Below are 20,468 nucleotides of genomic sequence, written 5' to 3'. Positions count from 1 at the left end.
GTCAACCACTGAGCTCAGGCCGTGCCGTCAGGGTGTTCGTGCACGAGCATGATGTCCAGGACGCGGGGACCATGTACGCCTTCCACGCGGCTGAGCTCGATGTCGGAGGTCGCACTCGGCCCGCTGATCCACGTGAGGGGCAACCCGAGGCCCACACTGGCTTTGAGCTGCGCCACCGCTTCAGGAAGACTGTCCATCACCTGGCTTTCCCGCACCACACAGATGTGGTGGTCCGGCACCAGGGTAAGCGCGCGCCGTCCCTGACCTGGACCATGATCGAGAACGACCGTGCCGGTTTCCGCGATGGCCACCGCACAGGCGGTAATGACGGACTGGATGTCCGTGAGGTCCGTCACCCCAGCTTGATCTGCCGTGAAGGACGCTCCCTGCGGCAACCACCCGGCCGGCAGGTCCTGTGGAATGGCGACGCGTTCACTCCCACACAGGTCGAGCCGGTCCTGAATCGCCTGCGCGAGCCCAGCGTAGTCCACACGAATGACGTTCGCCCGGTACTCCGCGGCGTACTCCGCGAACTGCTCGACCACGTCCTGACGGGTACGCGTGGACAGCCCAACTGGTGCCCGCACGAACGAAGCTTCAGCGTGCTGTCCGGCGCGGTTGATGCGGGTCAGAATTTCGAGTTTCGCTTCTGCGCTCATACGGTCCCCCGGTCATCCCGCTGCGGCGCGATAGGTTCACCCTCGCTGGTCTGCGCATCCCCATCCGTCGCGCGAATTGGTGGTGCGGGACGGTGGCGCCACCATTCCCGAAAGGACTGCCTGGGGAGGGCCGGAAGGTCCCGCGTGTCGGTCCAGCCACTCAGCATCCCGGGAAGAGCGTGGATCGCACCGTGTTTCACCAGGGGCCCCTGCCCGGTCCGCGCGAGCTTGATAGCCCCCTCGAAACGGAACGGTTCACTCATCACCCAGGCAGCCGTCTTGAACGCCACGGCTTCAGCGTTCAGGGGTTTGTCCTCCGTGATCTTCCCCCGGAGGTACAGCAGCACTTCCGGAATGTTGATCTTGACCGGACAGGCGTCATAGCACGCGCCGCACAGACTGCTCGCCCACGGCAGGGTGTTCGCGTTCTTGTCCTCCAGGTGCAGCAGTTGCGGGGTGAGGATCGCGCCGATCGGACCGGGATACACGCTCCCATACGCATGCCCGCCTGCGCGTTCATACACCGGGCAGACATTCAGGCACGCCGAGCAGCGGATACAGCGCAGCGTCTGTCGTCCGACCTCGTCTGCGAGGACGTCGGTGCGGCCGTTGTCCAGCAGCACCAGGTGGAACTCCTGCGGTCCATCCCCGGGGGTCACGCCGGACCAGAAGCTGGTGTACGGATTCATCCGCTCGGCTGTGCTGCTTCTCGGCAGCAGCCGCATGAACACGGCAAGGTCCTCCCAGGTGGGCAGGACCTTCTCGATGCCCATCACGCTGATCAGCACGTCCGGCATGGTCAGGCACATGCGGCCGTTCCCTTCAGACTCGACGATGCAGACGGTGCCGCTTTCTGCCACCGCGAAGTTGGCGCCACTGACGGCCACCTTTGTGGTGAGGAACTTCTCCCGCAGGTACACCCGGGCCGCTTCGGCCAGGACTTTCGGCTCGTCGGTCAGCAGCTCGGCGCCGAGCTTGCGGCGGAACAGGTCCCGGATCTCCGCGCGATTGCGGTGGATCGCCGGCACCAGGATGTGACTGGGCCGGTCCTCGGCGAGCTGCACGATCAGTTCGGCGAGGTCCGTTTCGATGGCATGAATGCCGTGCCGTTCGAGGGCCGCGTTCAGCTCAATCTCGTCAGTGGAGATGGACTTGACTTTGATGACTTCGCGGGCCCCGTGGGACCCGGCGATTTGTGCGACGAGTTCCCGGGCTTCCTCCGCGTCGCGTGCCCAGTGCACGTGCCCCCCGCGGGCTTTGACCGACGCTTCGAGTTCCAGCAGGTACTCGCTGAGGTTCGCCATCACGTGGTCCTTGATGGCGGCGCCTTCGTCACGCAGCGCTTCCCAGTCCGGCAACTCGTCGACTGCCCGAAGGCGTTTCTCGCGGATGGTGGTGGTCGCGTGCCGCAGGTTGCGGCGCATCTGCGGGTTCGAGAGCGTGTCACGCGCCGCGTCCTGGAAGGTGCGGGCGGGTCTGATGCCTCCGGCGCTCACGCGAACACTTCCTGTTCCGTGCTCGCCAGGATCTCTGCGAGGTGTACGGTGCGGGTGCCGCTTTGCAGGCGGCTGAGCCCACCACCGATGTGCATCAGGCAGGAGTTGTCTCCTGCGGTGCACGCTTCGGCTTTGGTGCTCATGACGTTCTGCACCTTGTCGGCCAGCATCGCGGTGCTGGTCTCCGGATTCTTCACGCTGAACGTTCCCCCGAACCCGCAGCATTGGTCCACGGCAGGCAGTTCCACCAGACTCAGGCCCCGGACCTTCTGGAGCAGCCGCAGGGGGGCGTTCCCGACCCGCAGGACGCGCATGGCGTGACAGGTCTGGTGGTACGTCACGCGGTGCGGGTAGTACGCACCGACATCCTCGAGGCCTTGGTGTTGAACCAGGAATTCGCTGAGTTCGAACACACGGGGGATCAGGGCGTTCACTTCCGCGAGCAGCTCATCGTCTCCCGCCCACTCGGCAGCGCGCGGGTACAGGTCGCGGACCATGCCCACGCACGAGCCGCTGGGCGCCACGACCACGTCGGCATCCCGGAAGGTCTCCACGAAATGGCGCACCAGACCGAGTGCTTCTCCCTGGTACCCGGAATTGAAATGCATCTGCCCGCAGCAGGTCTGACGGTCGTTGAAGTGCACCTGATGGCCGAGACGCTCGAGCAGCTTGACCGTGGCTTCACCGGTGCGGGGAAACATCGCGTCATTCAGGCAGGTAATGAACAGGTCGATTTTCATGCTGGTCCTCCACACTCCTGGCTCCCGGCAACCGCGTGAAGGGGGCACTCAGGCCGGACAGGGAAGATCCGCTGCGCCGCCTTCATGACGGGACCGTCGCACGCTCGCCCAGCCGGGCGAACAAGGCACGCCGTTCCGCGGGAACGACCGTCTGCTGCCGGTGGGTGAGGACCGCTTCGGACGCCCGGACCACGTCACGCACGCCGCCCTGTGGAATGCGGCCGCAGGCTTCCGCCTGAACCAGCAGGTTCCCGATGAGCGTCGCTTCGACCGGTCCGGCGATCACCGTGCAGCCTGACGCGTCCGCGATCAGTTGGTTCAGCAGCCGGATCTGTGAACCGCCGCCCACCACATGCAGGGTAGAAATTGAGTTTCCGGTGACCGCTTCAAGTTGCGTCAGCACCTCCGCAGTCCGGAGCGCGAGGCTGTCCAGCACGCAGCGGGTAATGGCGGCCCGCGACTCAGGGACCGCCTGGTCCGTGTCCCGGCAGTACTGCTGCACCCGGGCAGGCATGTCCAGACCCGGGGCCAGGAACCGCGGGTCGTCCGGATCAATCAGCGGGCCGCTCGGAGGAACACCTTCCGCCTCCGCATACAGCATCTCGAACGTCGGCGTGTTGAACGACCATGACCGCCGGCATTCCTGAAGGATCCACAGGCCCATGATGTTCTTCAGAAGGCGGGTGGTGCCGTGTACGCCGGCCTCATTGGTCAGGTTGAACCGCAGGGCAGCGGGCGTGATCACCGGCTCTAATGTTTCCACCCCCACCAGGGACCAGGTGCCACTCGACAGGTACGCCCAGTGCGGCCCCTGAGCCGGGACAGCCGCGACGGCGCTGGCGGTATCATGCGTGGCCGGCGCGATAACCCGGGTCCCTTTGAGACCCATTTCAAGCGCGATTCCTGGTGAGACTTCGCCGATCACCGTCCCAGGTGCGATGACTTCAGGAAGCAGCCCCTCGGGGAGATCAAGCGCGTCCAGCACGCGGCGGGACCAGGTGGCCAGCCGCGGGTCGTACAACTGGGTGGTGCTGGCGTTCGTCTGCTCGGTCACCTGACGGCCGGACAGCCAGTAGTGCAGCAGGTCCGGCACCATCAGCAGGCTGTGGGCGCGACTCAGGATCCCGGGGGCCTGCCGTTCATGGGCAATCAGCTGGTATGCGGTGTTGAACGGCAGGAACTGAATGCCCGTTGCGTCATACATGGCGTCTTTCAGCAGGGTGCGATGAACATCGTCCATCACGCCGGTAGTGCGGGCATCACGGTAATGGTGAACGCCGTCCAGCAGCAGGCCATGCTCGTCCAGCAGCGCGTAATCTACGGCCCAGGAGTCGACGCCGACACTGTCGATGTGTCCGTAGCTGCCGGCGAGTTTGAGGCCGTGCAGAATTTCCCGCCACAGTCCGAGCACGTCCCAGTACAGCCCGCCCTGCACGGGGACCCCGCCGTTCGGGAAGCGGTGGAGGACGTCCACCGTGAGCTTCCCGGCCTGCACGGTCCCCAGGGCCACCCGGCCGCTGGACGCACCGAGGTCGATGGCGACGTGGCGGGAGACGTCAGCGGACATACGCGATGGGCACCCCGCCGTCCACCGTGAGGATGCCGCCGGTGGTTTTGCTCGCTGCGGGTGTGGCGAAGTAGAAGGTGGCTTCCGCGATGTCCTCAGGCAGGATGTTCACCTTGAGGGTGTTGCGCTGGCGGTAGAAGTCCTCCAGCTGATCCTCGCGGATGCCGTACGTCGCGGCGCGTTCAGCGCGCCACTTGCCGTCCCAGATGGCGGAGCCGGACAGCACGCTGTCGGGCAGGACGCTGTTCACGCGGATACCATGCGCGCCGCCTTCTTCGGCGAGGCAACGCGCGAGGTGGATCTCGGCGGCTTTGGCGGTGCTGTACGCGGCGGCGTTCTTGCCGGCGGCGAGGCTGTTCTTGCTGCCGATGAACACCAGGTTCCCGCCTGTGTTCTGCGCCTTGAGCACCTTGAACGCTTCGCGCGCCACCAGGAAGTACCCGGTGGAGAGGATGCTCTGGTTCTTGTTCCACATCTCCAGGCTGGTTTCCTCGATCGGGGCGCTGGACGCGATGCCGGCGTTGTTCACAACGATGTCCACCCCCCCGTACTGGAGGATCGCCGTCTGGTACGCGGCCAGCACCTGCTCCTCGCTGGTGACGTTCATGCCGGTACTGGCCGCCCGCTGGTACCCGCGTTCCTGAATAATCTCCTGCGCAACCTGCTGGCCACCCTCAGCATTGAGGTCCGCAATCACGACGTGCGCGCCGTCCTGCGCGAGGCGACGCGCAATGGCGCGGCCGATCCCACTCGCGGCGCCCGTGACGAGGGCGACGTGCCCTTCGAGGACTTTCGGGGCGGGTTTCTGGGCGAGTTTGTACAGTTCCAGCGGCCAGTACTCCACCGCGTAGGATTCCGGGGCCGTCAGCGAAACGAACCCGCCGAGGCTGCTGGCACTCTTCATCACCTGGATGGCCCGCACGTACAGCTGCCGGGAGACGTCCGCGCCCTGAGCGTCGGGGCCACTGTTCACCATGCCGAGACCGGGAATCAGCACCACGCGCGGGCTGGGCGTGAACATCACGTCCCCTTCGCCTTTGTTCCCCTCGAAGTACGTGGCGTACTCGACTTTGAAACGCTCGACGCTCTCTTTCGCCGCGGTAAGCAGGGCTTCCTTACCCTGATCCGGGGTCCAGTTGAGGAACAGCGGGGTGCGTTTGGTGTGCACCAGGTGATCCGGGCACGCGGCACCCACCTGAGACAGTTCAGCAGCCGCTCTGGAATTCACGAACTCCATCACTTCCGGGCTGCGGTCGACATTCAGGATGACCGGTCGGGCGCCTTTCATCGCGCCGCGGAGGACCGGCAGGACTTCAGCGAGCAGGGCATTCGCTTCGTCTTCTGGAAGGTTCTGAACCTGGGCGCCTCCGAACGGCTGCGCTTCCTGACGGGCGTCCAGGTACGCCTGAGCTTCACCGATGATGCGTAGGGTCGTTTCGTAGCTTTCCCTGGCGGTGTCGCCCCAGGTGACCAGGCCGTGCTTGCCCATCACGACGGCTTCCAGGTTCGGGTTGTTGCGCACGGCCGCGCCGATCTGCTGGGAGAGCGTGAAGCCGGGGCGGATGTAGTCGACCCAGGCGGCGCGGTCGCCGTAGATCTCACGCATGATGTCCGGGCCGTTCGGGGTGCAGGCGATGGAGATGATGGCGTCCGGGTGCGTGTGGTCCACGTGCTTGGCAGGCACGAAGGCGTGCAGCAGCGTCTCGATGCTCTGCCGGGGCCGGCCGGGTTCGAAGGTGGTGCGTTCGAGGTAGGTGGTCATTTCCTCGTCGGACATCTCCGGGCGGTCGAACAGGGGGAGGACCTCGTCAAGTTTCAACCCGGCGAAACCCTTCTCGGTGATGCTGGCGATGTCCGAGCCGCTGCCTTTGACCCACAGGACGGTCACGTCCCGGCCGAGGTGGTCTTTCTCGACGCTTTTGGTGCTGGTGTTGCCGCCGTAGATGTTCACAAGGGTGCGGTCGGCGCCCAGCAGGTTGGAGCGGTAGGTGAGCGCGGCCAGTCCGTCACTCTGGGGCGCGTCGGTGTCGTTCCAGCGGTTGGTGATGATGGTCTTGGATTGCGTTGCGGTCATGGGGTCCTCCGGGAACAGGGGTGAGGGGTGGCTGTGGGCCGGGCTTTTCGGGGACGACGGGATCAGCTTTTGACGGGGAAGCCACCACCGGCAGTAGCGGTGCCACGCTCGCGCGCGACGTCCTGCTGGTAACCGCTGGCGCGGTGGGCAGCGATGGGATCTTCAGGGAGGCCTTTGGAGCGTCGCCAGTCGGCGAGGAGGGGACGGACGTCGCTGCGGAAAGCGTCGGTCAGCGTACGGTGGGCTTCCAGGACGTCACCGGCCTGCTGGGCGGCCGCGAGGCGTTCCCGGTCGATCAGCAGGGCTTTGGCGTACGCTTCCTGGCAGTTCAGGACGCTCTGCACCATCGCTTCGACCTTGGGTTCGATGTTGTGGCTCTGGTCGATCATGTACGCCACCTGTTGAGCGGTGGTGCGCGTGAGGTCGTCCTCGGCCCGTGCGGCCGCGACGAGTTCAGCGTAGATGCAGAACAGTTCGAACGGGTTGGTGGTGCCGACGATCAGGTCATCGTCCGCGTAACGTCGAGCGTTGAAGTGGAAGCCGCCCAGGCGGCCTTCGTCGAGGAGGAACGCGACGATCTGCTCGATGTTCACGCTCTGCGCGTGGTGGCCCAGGTCGACGAGCACCTGCGCTTTGTCGCCGATGGCGAGGCAGTGGGCGTACGCCGCCCCCCAGTCGAACAGGTCGGTGGCGTAGAAGGCCGGTTCGAACAGTTTGTACTCCACCAGCATGCGGCTGCCGTCCGGAAGGGCGTCGTGAACCTGGGCGAGGGCTTCGCGGACGCGGCGTTTGCGGGATCGCAGGTCGTCCTGTCCGGCGTAGTTGGTGCCGTCGGCGAACCACAGGCTCAGGTCACGCGAACCGGTCTGCTTCATGATCGACACGCAGTCGAGCAGGTGCTCTACCGCCTGGGCGCGAACCTCAGCGTCGGGGTGGGCGATCGAACCGAGCTTGTACCGGTCGTCCTGGAATACGTTCGGGTTGATCGCGCCGAGGGTGACTCCGCGTCCTTGCGCAAAGCGGCGCAGTTCGGCGTAGTCGTCGACTTCGTCCCAGGGGATGTGCAGGGCGACGCTGGGGGCGATGCCGGTGAGGCGCTGTACTTCGGCGGCGTCCGTGATTTTCTCGTACACGTCACGTGCGGCGCCGGCGGAGGTGAAGGTCTTGAAGCGGGTGCCGCTGTTGCCGTATCCCCAGGAGGGCGTTTCAATGCGTTGGGTACTGAGGGCGTCGTACAGGTCCTGGTTCATTGGTCCTCCCGGGTGACGATAAGTAGGATGTCCGCCGACTCGGTGGCGGAACGGATGCGATCGGAGGGGGTCTGGTCCGTAATCAGCACATCGACCTCATCAAGGGTGGCGATGGTGGCCAGGGCGCGTCGTTCGACCTTGGAGCTGTCGAGCAGGGCGATCACCGTGCCGGCTGAGCGGATCAGGGTTTGTTTGGCGCCGACTTCCGGCAGGTGCGGGTCGGTGAAGCCGGTGTCGGGCGAGAAGGCCTTGGCGGAGAAGAACACTTTGTCCGGGTGCAGGCGGGTCATGGTGTCCATGAAGAAGGCACCGACGAAGGAGCGGGCGGGCGCGTGGAAGTTCCCGCCGACCATCAGGAAGGGCACGCCAGTCGCGGCGAGGACATTCGCGGCGTCGAGGCTGCTGACGATGGCGCTGACGTTGCGGGCGTGCAGGATGCGCGCCAGGGCCAGGGCGGTAGTGCTGGCGTCCAGGGCGACGACGTCTCCGTCTTCGATGAGGTTCAACGCGGCGCGGGCAATGGCGTCCTTGGCTTCGGTGTTTTTGGTGGCGCGCAGCTGGTGGGCGACTTCCTCACTGGTTTTCTCGAGGATGCGGGCGCCGCCATGAATGCGTTCGAGCAGGCCCTGTTCGGCCAGCTGGTCGATGTCGCGCCGGACGGTCATTTCGTGGACGCCGAGTTCGGCGGAGAGGTCTTTGATTTTCACGACGCGCTCTGACAGCGCGCGGCGCAGGATCTGGTGCTGGCGCTCGCTGCCTACCTTGAGGGTGTCTGTGGTCATACCTGAATCTAACACCATTCAAACATAACTTTACAAGGGCTTGCGGTTTTTTGAGTGATCATGTTAGATTACATGCACAATCCAACACCACCGAGTACCGGGAACTGCCCGTGACCTTGATCTCGAACTGACTCTTAGTCCCACCGCATCTCACACCTCAAGCGTTAACAGTCATGTGCCTGATGGGCACCTCCACCACCCACGTTCGATGGCTTACACCCATCAAAACCAGGAGAAAACTATGAAGCATGTCGTGCTTGCCCTGCCCCTGACCCTGCTGCTGAGCGTCGCCGCGGCCCAGACCACCGACCCCATCAAAGGCAACCCCAACCTGACTGGTGAGATCACCTACATGACCAACAAAGGTGACGTCATGAAAGACTGGCTGCCCGCCTTCCAGAAGCTCTACCCGAAAGTGAAAGTCACCCTGATTCCGGTGGCCGCCTCTGACCTCCGCCAGAAGGTCACGACCTCCGCCTCCGGGAATCAGATGCCGGCCGACGTGATGCAGATCGAAGGCGTTGACCTCGAGTTCATCGCACGCCGCTTCCCGACCTTGCTGATGGATCTGACGTCCAAAGCGAAGAAGTACCAGCGTGGCTTCTCGCAGGCCCACTGGCAGGGCGGCACCGTCAACAACAAGGTCTACGGTCTCGCGCTGGACAACAGCACCGCCGCCATGTTCTACCGGACAGACCTGTTCAAGAAGGCCGGCATCAATCCCTCCAAGATCAAGACCTGGGACGACTACATCGCCGCCGGAGTCAAGCTCCAGGCCATGAACCCGGACATCAAGATCACGTCCACCAACGTCTTCTCCGACGACCTGATGCTGCGCGCCCTGATGCAGCAGGCCAACGGCGGGTACTACTTCAACAAGGACGGCGACATCACCATCAACTCCCCCGGTTCGCAGCGCGCACTCGCGAAACTCAAGGAGATGTGGGACAAGAAGCTCATCCTGCAAGCCCAGGCCATTCCTGAAGTGGTCGGCGCGTGGAAAGCTGGCCGGTCCGCCACCATCATCGCCCCGGCCTTCATGGCGAGCCTGCTGCAAGTCATCGTGCCTGAGCAGAAAGGCCTGTGGGGTGTCATGCCCCTCCCCGGCTTCGGGAAGCCCCAGCCGGCCGACTTCGGCACGACCTACGCCACCATCGCGCAGGCCAGCAAGAGCAAAGACGCTGCCTGGGCCTTCACGGAATGGCTCGCCACCGTTGGCGGCCAGCGGCGCGGCTTCAACCCTGGCGCACTGAACGCCTACCTGCCCGGCAGTGACAAGCTCAACCTGCGCAACAGCTACTTCGCCACCCCGAACTACGCGGCGGCATTCCAGAGCGGCCAGAGCAAGCTGCCGTACCTGCGCTACACCTCGGATGCCAATGCTGCGCGCCAGGCGGTCATGACCGCTCAGGGTGCGGTCCTCAACGGCGCCTCCCTGACGGACGCTCTGAACAAGGCAGCCCGCGACGTCGCCAACCAGACCGGCCGCGACATCGCCAAGTAACCCCCGGGAGAGGCGGGACCGCGCATTTCAGCGGTCCCGCCTCACTCACAGGAGCCTGTCATGACTGACCTGTCCCTCAAGGCCAACCCCACGCGACCCCCACGCCGCAGGAAGCGTTTCAACATGGCCCCGTGGCTCTTCGCGCTACCGGTGCTGGTGCTGCTAACGCTGTTCATGCTGTACCCCATCGCGCAGTCGCTGATCCTGTCATTCCAGCGCAACCTTGACGGCGTGGACAAGTTCGCGGGTCTGGCTCAGTACCAGCGCCTCGCGAATGACGAGGTGTTCCGCACGGCGGCCGTGAACACCGCCCTGTTCTTCATCATGCAGGTTCCACTGACCCTGGCCATCGCGCTCGGAATCGCGTACGTCCTCAACCGCCCGGGCTTCCCGCTCAGTGGCCTGTTCCAGAGCGCGTTCTTCCTGCCGACCGTGATGGGTCTCGCGACCGCCGGCATCCTGTTCCGCACCCTGCTCAACGAGGACCTGGGCATCATCAATTACATGCTCGGGGCGATGGGGCTGGCCGGAATTCCGTGGGTGTCCAATCCGTGGTGGGCGAAGGTGTCCATTAGCGCCGTGCTGCTGTGGCGCGCCGTTGGCTTCAACGTCATCATCTACCTCGCCGCACTCCAGAGCGTTGCCAAGGAACTGTACGAAGCTGCCGAAATTGACGGAGCCACCGATCGTCAGAAGTTCTGGCACATCACCCTGCCCGCCGTCCGGCCGGTGCTGCTGTTCACCGCCATCATGTCGACGCTGGCCACCATCAACCTGTTTGATGAGGTGATGGTGCTCACTGGAGGCGGACCGGCAGACGGCACGCTCACCCTCGGTCTGTACCTGTACCGGGTGGCATTCCAGAATTTCGACCATAACTACGGCAGTGCCATCGCCTGGGTGATCGTGCTGATCGCGGGCCTGGTGGCTGGCCTCCAGGGGCTGGCTGCGCGGAGGAACGCATGAGCCACAGACGGTACGGCCCGGCGCAGTGGGTGCTCTTCATCGTGATCGCCCTCGGCGCTCTGGCGGCCCTGTTTCCCTTCTTCTGGATGTTCGCGTCCGCCACCCGTCCAGCAAGTGACGTGCTGGCCATCCCGCCACGCTGGAATATCGGCAGTTCGCTGCTGCCCAACCTGCGCACCCTGCTCGAGGACGGCTTCCTGCGCGCGGCATTCAACTCTGTCCTGCTGGCGGTCTTCACGACGGTACTGACGCTGCTACTCAGCGCCCTGGGCGGCTACGCCATGACCTTCAAGTCCCGCCTGGGCGGACTTCTGTTTGGCATCATTCTGATCACGCTGTTCGTGCCTGCTCAGGTCACCATCATCCCGATTTTCAAACTGCTGGCCGGCATGCAACTGCTGGGCAGCTATTGGGCCGTCATTCTTCCCGCTATCGCCTCACCCTTCGGGCTGTTCTACATGCGCCAGGGCTTTCTGAGCTTCCCGCAGGAACTCGCGGAAGCCGCCCGGATCGACGGTGCCAACGAGTGGCGGGTGTTCTGGCATATCGCCCTGCCTGCCGTGCGGCCTACCCTGGCTTCGCTGGCGGTGTTCGTGTTCCTGTTTCAGTGGAACTCCTATTTCTGGCCGCTGGTGGTGCTGAACACGCCTGAAAGCTTCACCCTGCCGCTGTACCTCAGCGCCATGTCCAACCGGAATACCGTGGATTACGGCGCGATGATGCTGGGCGTGTCCCTCACGACGCTGCCGGTCCTGCTGCTGTTCGTCTTCGCCCGTCGGCTCTTCACGTCCGCCGTGCTGGGTGGAGCCGTCAAGGGCTGAGTACCAGCGACCCCTCTTCCCCGGTCGGCATGACGCCCCTTCATGCCGGCCTTGACTCTCTCCCAGGTTCCAAGAGGTCGTTCATGACAGCTCCTGATTTAAGTGCCTCCCCCTTTTTTCTTGATGAAGATGCGCAGAACTGGGTTCACGACACCCGCGACGCCCTGATCCTTGAAGAGAAACTCGCGCAGCTGCTGGTGCCCCTCAGCATGTTCCTCAAGCGTGAGGAGCTCGACCGCTTCATTGAACTCGGCGTCGGGGGCGTGTCCCGCTTTGCGACCCTCGATCCTCAGGCCCTGCGGGATTCGGCCACCTATCTCCAGGAACGCAGCCGCGTGCCGATGCTCCTCAGCACCGACCTGGAAGGCGGGGAACTGGCCTCCGTCGGCGGTGCCGCAGGTACCCCGTACCCCAATCAGATGGCGGTGGCTGCAACAGCCGATCCTCTGTTTGCCCGGCGCCTGGGACAGGTTATGGGCCGGGAGGGCCGCGCGGTGGGCTTCAACTGCACGTTCTCCCCCGTGGCGGATCTGGACCTGAACCCCCGCAACCCCATCGTGAACACCCGGTCGTTCGGCAGCGACATGACGCGCGTCACGGCGTTCAGTGCAGCGACCATCGCGGCATTTCAGGCAGAAGGCGTGGCGGCCTGCGCCAAGCACTGGCCAGGTGACGGCGTGGACGACCGTAACCAGCACCTGGTCACCAGCGAGAACACGCTGGATCTCCCCGCCTGGGAAGCAAGCTACGGGGAGGTGTATCGCCTGCTGATCGCCTCAGGCGTGAAGACCATCATGCCGGGCCACATCACCTTTCCCGCTTACGCGCACGCCCAGGACAGGCCAGACGAGGCGCACCTGCCCGCCACGCTCTCCCCCCTGCTGATCACCACCCTGCTGCGCGGCGAGTTCGGCTTCAACGGCGTGGTGGTCTCCGACGCCACCGAGATGGGCGGCTTCACCTCGCAGGGCAGGCGCGAGGATCTGGTGCCGCAGGTCATCGCTGCCGGCTGCGACATCCTGCTGTTCCCCACCGACGCGGCGCGTGATCTGGAGTTCCTGCGCCAGGGGGTGCTCGACGGGCGCCTGAGCACGGCGCGGGTGGACGAAGCGGTCACGCGGGTCCTGGCGCTCAAAGCGTCCCTCGGACTACACGTGAGTGCCGAACTGCCTGGAGCGGATGCCCTGCGCGCTCCGGACCACCTGACATGGGCGCAGGAATGCGCCGAGCGGGCCGTCACGCTGGTCAGCGACACCCAGCGCCTCCTGCCGCTCGATCCGTCCCGGCAGCGCCGGGTGCTGATCATCCGTCAGCCGCGCCGTACCAACGGTCTGGGCTTCCCGCTCGCGGACCTGCGGATTCCTGAACTGCTGCAACAAGCGGGATTCGAGGTCACGCTGTACACCCCGCAGACCCAGGTGAGCGCGGAGCAGTTCGACGTGCTGCTGTACGTGCTGGCTGAGGAAGGCCTGATGGTCCGTGATGACCTGCGCCTGAACTGGACGGAACTGCACGGCAGCCCCTTCCGGGCCATGGAGCGCTTCTGGGACGTGCTGCCCACGGCGATCATCTCGCTGGGTACGCCGTACTACGCGTATCAGGCGCCTCGCTGTCAGACGCTCGTCAACGCCTACTCCGCAGTCTTGCCTGTACAGGAAGCGGTCGTGCGTGCCCTGACCGGTCAGCAGCCCTTCCATGGGGTCAGCCCGGTGGACGCCGCCTCGGCCCTGCGCCCGGGTCTGGCGAGGCTCGTCCAGCAGTGAAGGCACGTTGCTCCAGCCACGCAGCACCCACGGCCCCACGGCTGTCGGCCTCCCCTCACCCCCACCCAGCCCGGCTCACGTCCACGCGGACCGTCCCGCGGCCCCCAGGAGTCCTGTCATGACCTACCCAGCTGTTCCTTCCGAATCGACCACCGTCAACGCCGCGACCGTCTCGCACCTCCGGGCCGGGCGGCGCGACGATGCGCTCGGGGTCGCGTCGCCCACGCCGCCTCTGAGCTGGCAGATCACGGATGCAGCGCCAGGCTGGCAGCAATCGGCCTACGAGATCGAGTGCCGTGGCGCGGACGGCGTGCACACCACCGGACGGGTGGCGTCCCGGGATTCCGTGCAGCTGCCCTGGCCGTTCGCCGCCCTGACGTCGCGCGCCCGCGTCCAGATCCGCGTTCGTGCGTGGGACACCAACGACGTCCCCACCCCCTGGAGCGCTCCACTGGACGTGGAAGCTGGGCTGCTGGGTCCTGACGACTGGAGCGCCCGCTTCGTCACGCCTGAAGTGCCGGACGGCCCCTTGCCACTGTTCCGCCGCGAATTCATCGTGCGGCCCGGCGTTGCCACCGCGCGGCTGTACGTGACGGCCCTCGGCGTGTACGAGGCGCATCTCAACGGCCAGCGGGTCGGTGACGAAGTGCTCGCTCCAGGCTGGACCAGTTACCATCACCGACTGCGCTACCAGACCTTCGACGTGTCCGGACTGCTGCAAGAAGGCCCCAACGCGCTTGGTGCCGCCCTCGGCGACGGGTGGTACCGCGGCCGGCTCGGGTTCAGCGGGGGGCAGCGCAACATTTACGGCGACCACCTTGCCCTGCTCGCGCAGCTGGAAATCACGTACGCCGACGGCACGGTCGAACGCGTCATCACCGACGAATCCTGGCGCGCCTCAAGCGGACCGGTTGTGACTTCCAGCCTGTACGACGGCGAAACGTATGACGCGCGCCTCGAACAGCCCGGCTGGTCGACCGCCGGATTCGATGACCGGACCTGGTTGGCCGTGCAGGTGACCGGGCGTGACCTCGCCACGCTCGTCGCGCCGGACGGTCCGCCGGTGCGCCGCACGCAGGACGTCCCGGCCCTCAGCGTGACCTCCTCCCCCACCGGCAAAACGCTGGTCGACTTCGGCCAGAACCTGGTGGGCTGGGTGCGCCTCACGGTCAGCGGTGAAGCCGGTCACACCATCACGCTGCGGCATGCGGAAGTGCTGGAGAACGGTGAACTCGGAACCCGGCCCCTGCGCACCGCCGAAGCCACCGACCGGTACGTTCTGCGCGGCGGCGGGACCGAAACCTGGGAGCCGACCTTCACGTTTCACGGGTTCCGGTACGTCGAGGTGGACGGCTGGCCCGGCGCTCTCACCACCGACGATCTCGTGGCGGTCGTGGTACACAGTGACCTGACGCGCACCGGACAGTTCGGCTGCTCGGACCCGCTGGTCAATCAGCTGCACGAGAACGTCGTGTGGGGCATGCGCGGCAATTTCCTCGATCTGCCCACCGACTGCCCTCAGCGGGACGAGCGGCTCGGCTGGACCGGGGACATTCAGGTGTTCGCGCCCACCGCGAGTTTCCTGTATGACGTCAGCGGCTTCCTCGCGTCGTGGCTGGCGGATCTCGCTGCCGAGCAGAACGAGGACGGGGTGCCTCCGTTCATCGTGCCGAACATTCAGGGCGACTGGGCCATGAAACCTGCCGCCGCCTGGACCGACGCGGCCGTGATTGTGCCGTGGGTGCTGTACGAACGGTACGGCGACCGAGACATTCTCGCCCGGCAGTTCGCCAGCATGAGCGCGTGGGTGGACTTCCTCGACCGGCACTGCGGCCCGCGCCGCTTGTGGGATCAGGGCTTCCAGTTCGGTGACTGGCTTGATCCGACTGCTCCACCCAACCAGCCGGGCGCCGCGAAAACCAACGCTGAAATCGTGGCCACCGCGTACTTCGCGCGGTCCGCACAACTTGTTGCGCAGGCTGCCGGGGTGCTCGGTCACGAGGACCGCGCCCGGCATTACCACGCGCTGGCGGCCGAGGTTCGCGCGGCGTTCCTGCGGCAGTACGTCACGCCCGCAGGCCGCATGATGAACGACGCCGCCACCGCGTACGCCCTGGCGATCAGCTTTGACCTGCTGCCCGAACAAACCCAGCGCGCGGAAGCCGGGGCGCGCCTCGCGAAAATCGTCCGGGACGGCGGGTACCGCATCCTCACGGGTTTCGTCGGCACCCCACTCATCTGCGACGCGCTTGTCGCGGCCGGCCGGACAGACGCTGCGTACCGCCTGCTGCTGCAACGCGAGTGCCCTTCGTGGCTCTACTCGGTCAGCATGGGCGCCACGACCATCTGGGAACGCTGGGACAGCATGCTTCCCGACGGGAGCATCAACCCTGGTGAGATGACCTCGTTCAACCATTACGCCCTGGGCGCGGTGGCTGACTGGCTGCACCGCACCGTGGCGGGCCTCGCGCCGGCCGAGCCGGGATACCGGCGGCTCGCGGTCCACCCCCGTCCTGGCGGCGGGCTCACGTCCGCGTGGGCGACCCACCTCACCCCTTACGGTGAAGCGCGCGTGGCGTGGACGCTGGAGAACAACACGTTCACCCTGAACGTGACTGTCCCGCCCAACACGACCGCGACCGTGACGCTACCGGGTCAGGAACACGCACCGCTGGAGGTCACGGCGGGCGAGCATCACTGGTCGTACGGGTACCAGCCGCCGCGCCAGCCCCTGCCTCCGCTGTCACTGGATCTGCCGTTGATTGACGTGTGGGATGACGAGGAAGCCACCCGGGAACTCTTGGCGCTCGCTCAGGCGCACCCGCCACTGGCGGGAATGCTGAAACCCGGGAGTGGGGTCAGCAAACTTCCCCTGGACCTGGTGCTGTCCTTCTCCGTGGAAAGCAAGGCGCTGGTGCCCGAAGTGGCTGCACTGTTCGACCGTCTGAATGAGGAGCGCGCTGCCCACACCTGAGCGTCGGCTCGCCGGTGAGGGGGTGCCGACGAACCCGGTGAGGATGCGGCCGCTGCTTCAGTAGCTACGCGCCGCGGTGTGGACTCCACGCATACTTGCGTCTCCCGGCGTATACCGCGCTACAATGCTCAGCATCAAAGGCGGCCTCCGGGTCGCTTTTTTCGTTGGTCTTAGTAGACGTGAGAATGTATTGTCGAAGGATCACCTTCCGCTCCCTTCACCCCTCCTCCCCATTCCCACCCCACTCCTCCCCCGTATCCCGCACCAGCACACGCCCAGGCAGAAGGCTAGGAGGAAGGCAAAGCGTTGCGCACCTCGGTCTAACCGTAAGGAGCAGAGACGACGTCGACTGCTTCGTCACCCAACGCGCCTCTTCCCATCCATCGGGCCGGGCGCCGCGCCGGCCATGTTGTTCAGTCCCACGTTTAACGTACCGGTGGGCGAGGTGGGGTAAGTGGTAAGGTGAAGGGCACACCATGTTCGCTCTCCAGTTCCTCGGCCCGCCCGAATGCCGGGTGGGGGACTGCCCCGTCACCTTCAAAACGCGGAAGGCCCAGGCCCTGGTCGCTTACCTGGCCCTCGAACCCGGCCGGCAGTCCCGGGAGAAGCTGGCCGCCCTGTTCTGGCCCGACGCGGGACTTGAAGCGGGCCGGGCCAGCCTGCGGAGCACCCTCGTCTACGCCCGCGAAGCCCTTGGGCCCTTCCGTTGCCGCCTGGAAGCCAACCGGACCACGGTTTGCCTGGTGACCGAACCACACGAATGTGACGTGACGGCGCTGGAGCGTGCGGCGAAGGCAGCGCGTTGCCTGCCACCTGCTGACGTATTGCCTGAGCTTCAGGAGGCAGCGTCCCTGTGGCGCGGCGATCTGCTCGACGGATTCACCCTCGGGGATGGCAGCGGCTTCGACGCCTGGCTGGAAGAACGCCGCGAGGTGACACGCTCCGCGGTGAACCTCGTGTTCGACCAGCTCTCCGCGGCTCAACTGGAGCACGACGCGGGCCGCGCGGCAGAGACGGCTCAGCGCTGGGTGGCTGTGGACCGCCTGAACGAGGCCGCCTGGCGACGTCTCGTGCAGGCCCGGCTGACGTCCGGGCAGCGGGCGCTCGCGCGGGAGGCCCTCGACACCTGCCGCCGGGTGTTGCGGGACGAGGTGGATTGCGCGCTCGCTCCTGAGACGCTAGCCCTCGAACCACAGTTGCTGGACTCCACTCTCCGGAGCCGGCCTGAAGTGGTGCCGGACCTTCCCACGCTACTGCGCGAGGCGCCATTCGTCGGGCGTCACGCGGAATTTGCGCGACTGGCCGCGTCCTATCAGAGCGCTGCGGATGGCCATCCGGGTGTTGCCCTGATCGTCGGCGAACCCGGCATCGGGAAGACCCGGCTGGCCGGAGAATTTCTGAAGTGGGTTCAAGAACGCGGAGGCGAAGTGCTGCGCGGCCGAGCCTTCGAGGCAGGTGGGTCGCCTTACGGCCCGCTCATCGACGCCGTGCGCCGCCCGCTGACCGCGCAACCCCGGCCCGAGGCGCTGCTCTCACGGCACGACCTCGCCCCACTCGCTCGGTTGCTGCCCGAACTGGAGGAGCTCCCGCAGCTGACGCCGCCTTCACCGGGAGAGGACTCCCGAGGCCGCCCCCTGGCCGCCCTGACGCACCTCATCCTCGCGCTCGCCCGGCACGTGGCAACGAGGCGCGAACCCCTCGTCCTGCTCGTGGATGACGTCCAGTGGGCCGACGCGGGCACGCTGGAGGCCCTGCGGCACCTTGCCGGACGGGCCGCGGAGCAGGAGGCGCCGGTCCTGCTGATGCTCACGGCCAGGGGCGAGGCCCTGACGCCCGGGTCGGGGCTGGCTGGGTGGGCGGCGAATCTTAGCAGGGAGCTGCCCGTCACGCGGCTCAACCTCGGGCTGCTGGAGCTGCCCGAGACGCTGGGGCTGCTGAAGGGACTCGCGGGAGTGACCGTGAGCGGCGCTCTCGAAGATCTGGCCGCGCGCCTTTTCGTGGAGACGGGCGGTCAGCCGCTCTACATCTCGGAAACGCTGCGTGGACTGGTGGAGCAGGGAGCACTCACGCTCGGCGACAACGGCATCGTGGTGAATGAGGCCAGCCTCGAAGCCGGTCTGGACCAGGGGAGCGAGGGCGTGCGGGCGGTCATCGGCGAGCGGCTGAGCCGGCTCTCGGCCGCTGCCCTCGCGCTCGCCCAAGCAGGAGCGGTGCTGGGCCAGGGCCTGGAGTTCCGCCGCCTGCGGGCCGTGGCTGACCTGGGCGAGGACACCGCGCTGCAAGGCTACGAGGAACTGCTCCGGGCGGGGCTGCTGCGCGAAGTGGAGGGCAGACGGGATGCCTTCCTCTCGCACGACCGGGTGCGGGAGACCCTGCGGGACGCCTTGAGTGGCCCCCGGCGCATGCTGCTTCACCAGCGCGCGCTGGATGCCCTGAAGGCAGGCGACGCGTCCCCCGAGGTGCTGGCTCACCATGCGCTTGGGGCCGGGCTGACGGGCGAGGCGGCCAGGCAAGTTCAGCAGGCCGGCCACGAGGCCATGAAGCTCGGCGCGTACCCGGCGGCGGCGGCGGCGTTCGAACAGGCGCTCGAGCTCACCCCGGCCCGGCCTGAGTACGCCGCAGAGCGCCGCGACATTCTTCTCCTCATTCAGAACGCGCTGTATTTCCGTGACAGCCATCACCTCGCGGCCATCCTCCACCGCTGGCAGGTGGCTGCCGAGACCGCGCAGGCAGCCGGACTGGTCAGCGAAGCAGCCTTCGCACTGGGGGAACTTGCGGCCTCACTGGCCCGCCAGGGTCGTCACCCTGAAGCCAGGGAAGCGGCAGAGCGTGCCCTCGACGCTGCACGCGAGGCCGGCCACCCCAGGATGGCCGCCTACAGCGTGTACATCCTGGGTGATCTGGCAGTACAGCGGCGCGACTGGACTGCCGCCGAACACCTGCTGGAGGACGCCCAGACCAGGGCCAGCCAGGCAGAGGACGAGTTCCTCGCCCTGGACGCACGCGAGCAGCTCGCCGCCGTGCAGACCTTCGGGCATGACGACCCAGAAGGCGGCCGGCAACAGGAGGAAGAGGTCCTCCGGCGGCGGATTCAGTTGGGCAAACCCCAGCCGGTCATGACTTCACTTGCGGCCTTGTCCTACACGTGTCTGCGGTTAGGAGACTATGAGGCCGCCAGGCGGCATGTTGACGAGTGGGCGGCCTGGGCGGAGCAGAGCGGGCTGGGCCGTGTCGCCGCGAACGTCCTGGGGATGCGTGCCTACATCGCGGCGGAGCAGGACGACGTGCTCGGAGCCCTCACGGCGGGCGAGGCGGCCCTGGCGGCCTTCGAGAAGGCAAACGCTGTCCTGCCGTTTTCCTGGGGTGGTCTGGCCTGGTGCTACGCGCGCCTGGGCCGGACTCAGGACGCCCGGCAAGCCCTCGAGAAAGGCCAGGCCCTGAACGAGAAGGACGAGGACCTCTACCACCAGGCGGCGGCCGCCTGGGTGCTGGGCGACGCGGCACTCGCGCTGGGAGACCTGGGGCGCGCCGAGCAGTTCTACCGGCAGTCCCTGAGTGGGAACTCGGCCGCCTGGATTCTGGTTGGCCTGCGAGGCCTGGGCGAGGTCCGGGCCCGTACTGGCCAGTGGGAAGAAGCCGCGCGGCTCCTCGGCGTGGTGCTGGGTCGCCGTTCGGCTGGCGTCTTCCAGCATCGCCTGGCCACTCAGGCTGTCGACACCCTACGTCCGCTCGTTCCCTCTGACGCGCTGGAGGCGGCCCTGAACCAGGGCCGGGCTGCGCCTCTGGAACCCCTGCTCGCTAAACTGCGGCAGCCGGGGCAACCGTCCCAGGATTCTCAGTCGGCGGGTTCCGCCGCCGTGTAGAACGGCACT

At 66.3% G+C, this 20,468-nt stretch carries 13 protein-coding genes; 6 read left to right on the top strand and 7 right to left on the bottom strand.

Annotation, left to right across the window (positions count from 1 at the left end; all coding sequences use genetic code 11):
- Positions 1-14: 14 nt before the first annotated feature.
- From IEY49_RS17825 to IEY49_RS17795, 7 genes are all read right to left on the bottom strand, one after another.
- Positions 15-659 (bottom strand): LutC/YkgG family protein, encoded by a 645-nt coding sequence (locus IEY49_RS17825; RefSeq protein WP_189011237.1) that lies wholly within the window; start codon positions 657-659, stop codon positions 15-17.
- A complete protein-coding gene (locus IEY49_RS17820; protein WP_189011236.1) occupies positions 656-2,155 on the bottom strand; it encodes a LutB/LldF family L-lactate oxidation iron-sulfur protein in 1,500 nt (499 codons plus the stop codon). The genes IEY49_RS17825 and IEY49_RS17820 overlap by 4 nt, the downstream gene beginning before the upstream one ends.
- Positions 2,152-2,895 (bottom strand): (Fe-S)-binding protein, encoded by a 744-nt coding sequence (locus IEY49_RS17815; RefSeq protein WP_189011235.1) that lies wholly within the window; start codon positions 2,893-2,895, stop codon positions 2,152-2,154. Before IEY49_RS17815 ends, IEY49_RS17820 begins: the two co-directional genes overlap by 4 nt.
- Positions 2,896-2,977: 82 nt before the next feature.
- The gene (locus tag IEY49_RS17810; RefSeq protein ID WP_189011234.1) at positions 2,978-4,462 is read right to left on the bottom strand and encodes a rhamnulokinase; all 1,485 of its coding nucleotides are present in this window, start codon (positions 4,460-4,462) and stop codon (positions 2,978-2,980) included.
- Positions 4,452-6,536, bottom strand: coding sequence for a bifunctional aldolase/short-chain dehydrogenase (locus IEY49_RS17805; protein ID WP_189011233.1), 2,085 nt, complete (start codon positions 6,534-6,536; stop codon positions 4,452-4,454). The genes IEY49_RS17810 and IEY49_RS17805 overlap by 11 nt, the downstream gene beginning before the upstream one ends.
- Before the next feature lie 62 nt (positions 6,537-6,598).
- Complete coding sequence (gene rhaI / locus IEY49_RS17800) at positions 6,599-7,786, bottom strand: L-rhamnose isomerase (RefSeq protein ID WP_189011230.1); 1,188 nt, start codon at positions 7,784-7,786, stop codon at positions 6,599-6,601.
- Positions 7,783-8,568 carry a DeoR/GlpR family DNA-binding transcription regulator gene (locus IEY49_RS17795; protein WP_189011228.1) on the bottom strand — a complete coding sequence of 262 codons (786 nt, stop codon included), beginning with the start codon at positions 8,566-8,568 and terminating at the stop codon, positions 7,783-7,785. The genes rhaI and IEY49_RS17795 overlap by 4 nt, the downstream gene beginning before the upstream one ends.
- A gap of 241 nt (positions 8,569-8,809) precedes the next feature.
- On the opposite strand from IEY49_RS17795, the gene IEY49_RS17790 reads away from it, so the two are divergent.
- The 6 genes from IEY49_RS17790 to IEY49_RS17765 all read left to right on the top strand — a co-directional run bounded on the left by IEY49_RS17790 (position 8,810) and on the right by IEY49_RS17765 (position 20,459).
- On the top strand, positions 8,810-10,072 hold the full coding sequence (locus IEY49_RS17790; RefSeq protein ID WP_189011226.1) for an ABC transporter substrate-binding protein: 1,263 nt from the start codon (positions 8,810-8,812) through the stop codon (positions 10,070-10,072).
- A 60-nt stretch (positions 10,073-10,132) separates the two neighbouring features.
- Complete coding sequence (locus IEY49_RS17785) at positions 10,133-11,038, top strand: carbohydrate ABC transporter permease (protein ID WP_189011224.1); 906 nt, start codon at positions 10,133-10,135, stop codon at positions 11,036-11,038.
- Complete coding sequence (locus IEY49_RS17780) at positions 11,035-11,859, top strand: carbohydrate ABC transporter permease (protein ID WP_189011222.1); 825 nt, start codon at positions 11,035-11,037, stop codon at positions 11,857-11,859. The genes IEY49_RS17785 and IEY49_RS17780 overlap by 4 nt, the downstream gene beginning before the upstream one ends.
- Before the next feature lie 83 nt (positions 11,860-11,942).
- Positions 11,943-13,622 carry a glycoside hydrolase family 3 protein gene (locus IEY49_RS17775; RefSeq protein WP_189011220.1) on the top strand — a complete coding sequence of 560 codons (1,680 nt, stop codon included), beginning with the start codon at positions 11,943-11,945 and terminating at the stop codon, positions 13,620-13,622.
- Between the two features lie 118 nt (positions 13,623-13,740).
- Positions 13,741-16,596, top strand: a complete 2,856-nt coding sequence (locus tag IEY49_RS17770) for a family 78 glycoside hydrolase catalytic domain (protein WP_189011218.1) — start codon at positions 13,741-13,743, stop codon at positions 16,594-16,596.
- A gap of 476 nt (positions 16,597-17,072) precedes the next feature.
- The gene (locus tag IEY49_RS17765) at positions 17,073-20,459 is read left to right on the top strand and encodes an ATP-binding protein (RefSeq protein ID WP_189011216.1); all 3,387 of its coding nucleotides are present in this window, start codon (positions 17,073-17,075) and stop codon (positions 20,457-20,459) included.
- Positions 20,460-20,468 lie beyond the last annotated feature (9 nt).

Source organism: Deinococcus malanensis (assembly GCF_014647655.1).
In the GTDB taxonomy this organism is placed as follows: Bacteria; Deinococcota; Deinococci; order Deinococcales; family Deinococcaceae; genus Deinococcus; species Deinococcus malanensis.
Note: the sequence above shows the minus strand (reverse complement) of the source record. Positions and strands in the feature narration are given on the sequence as shown.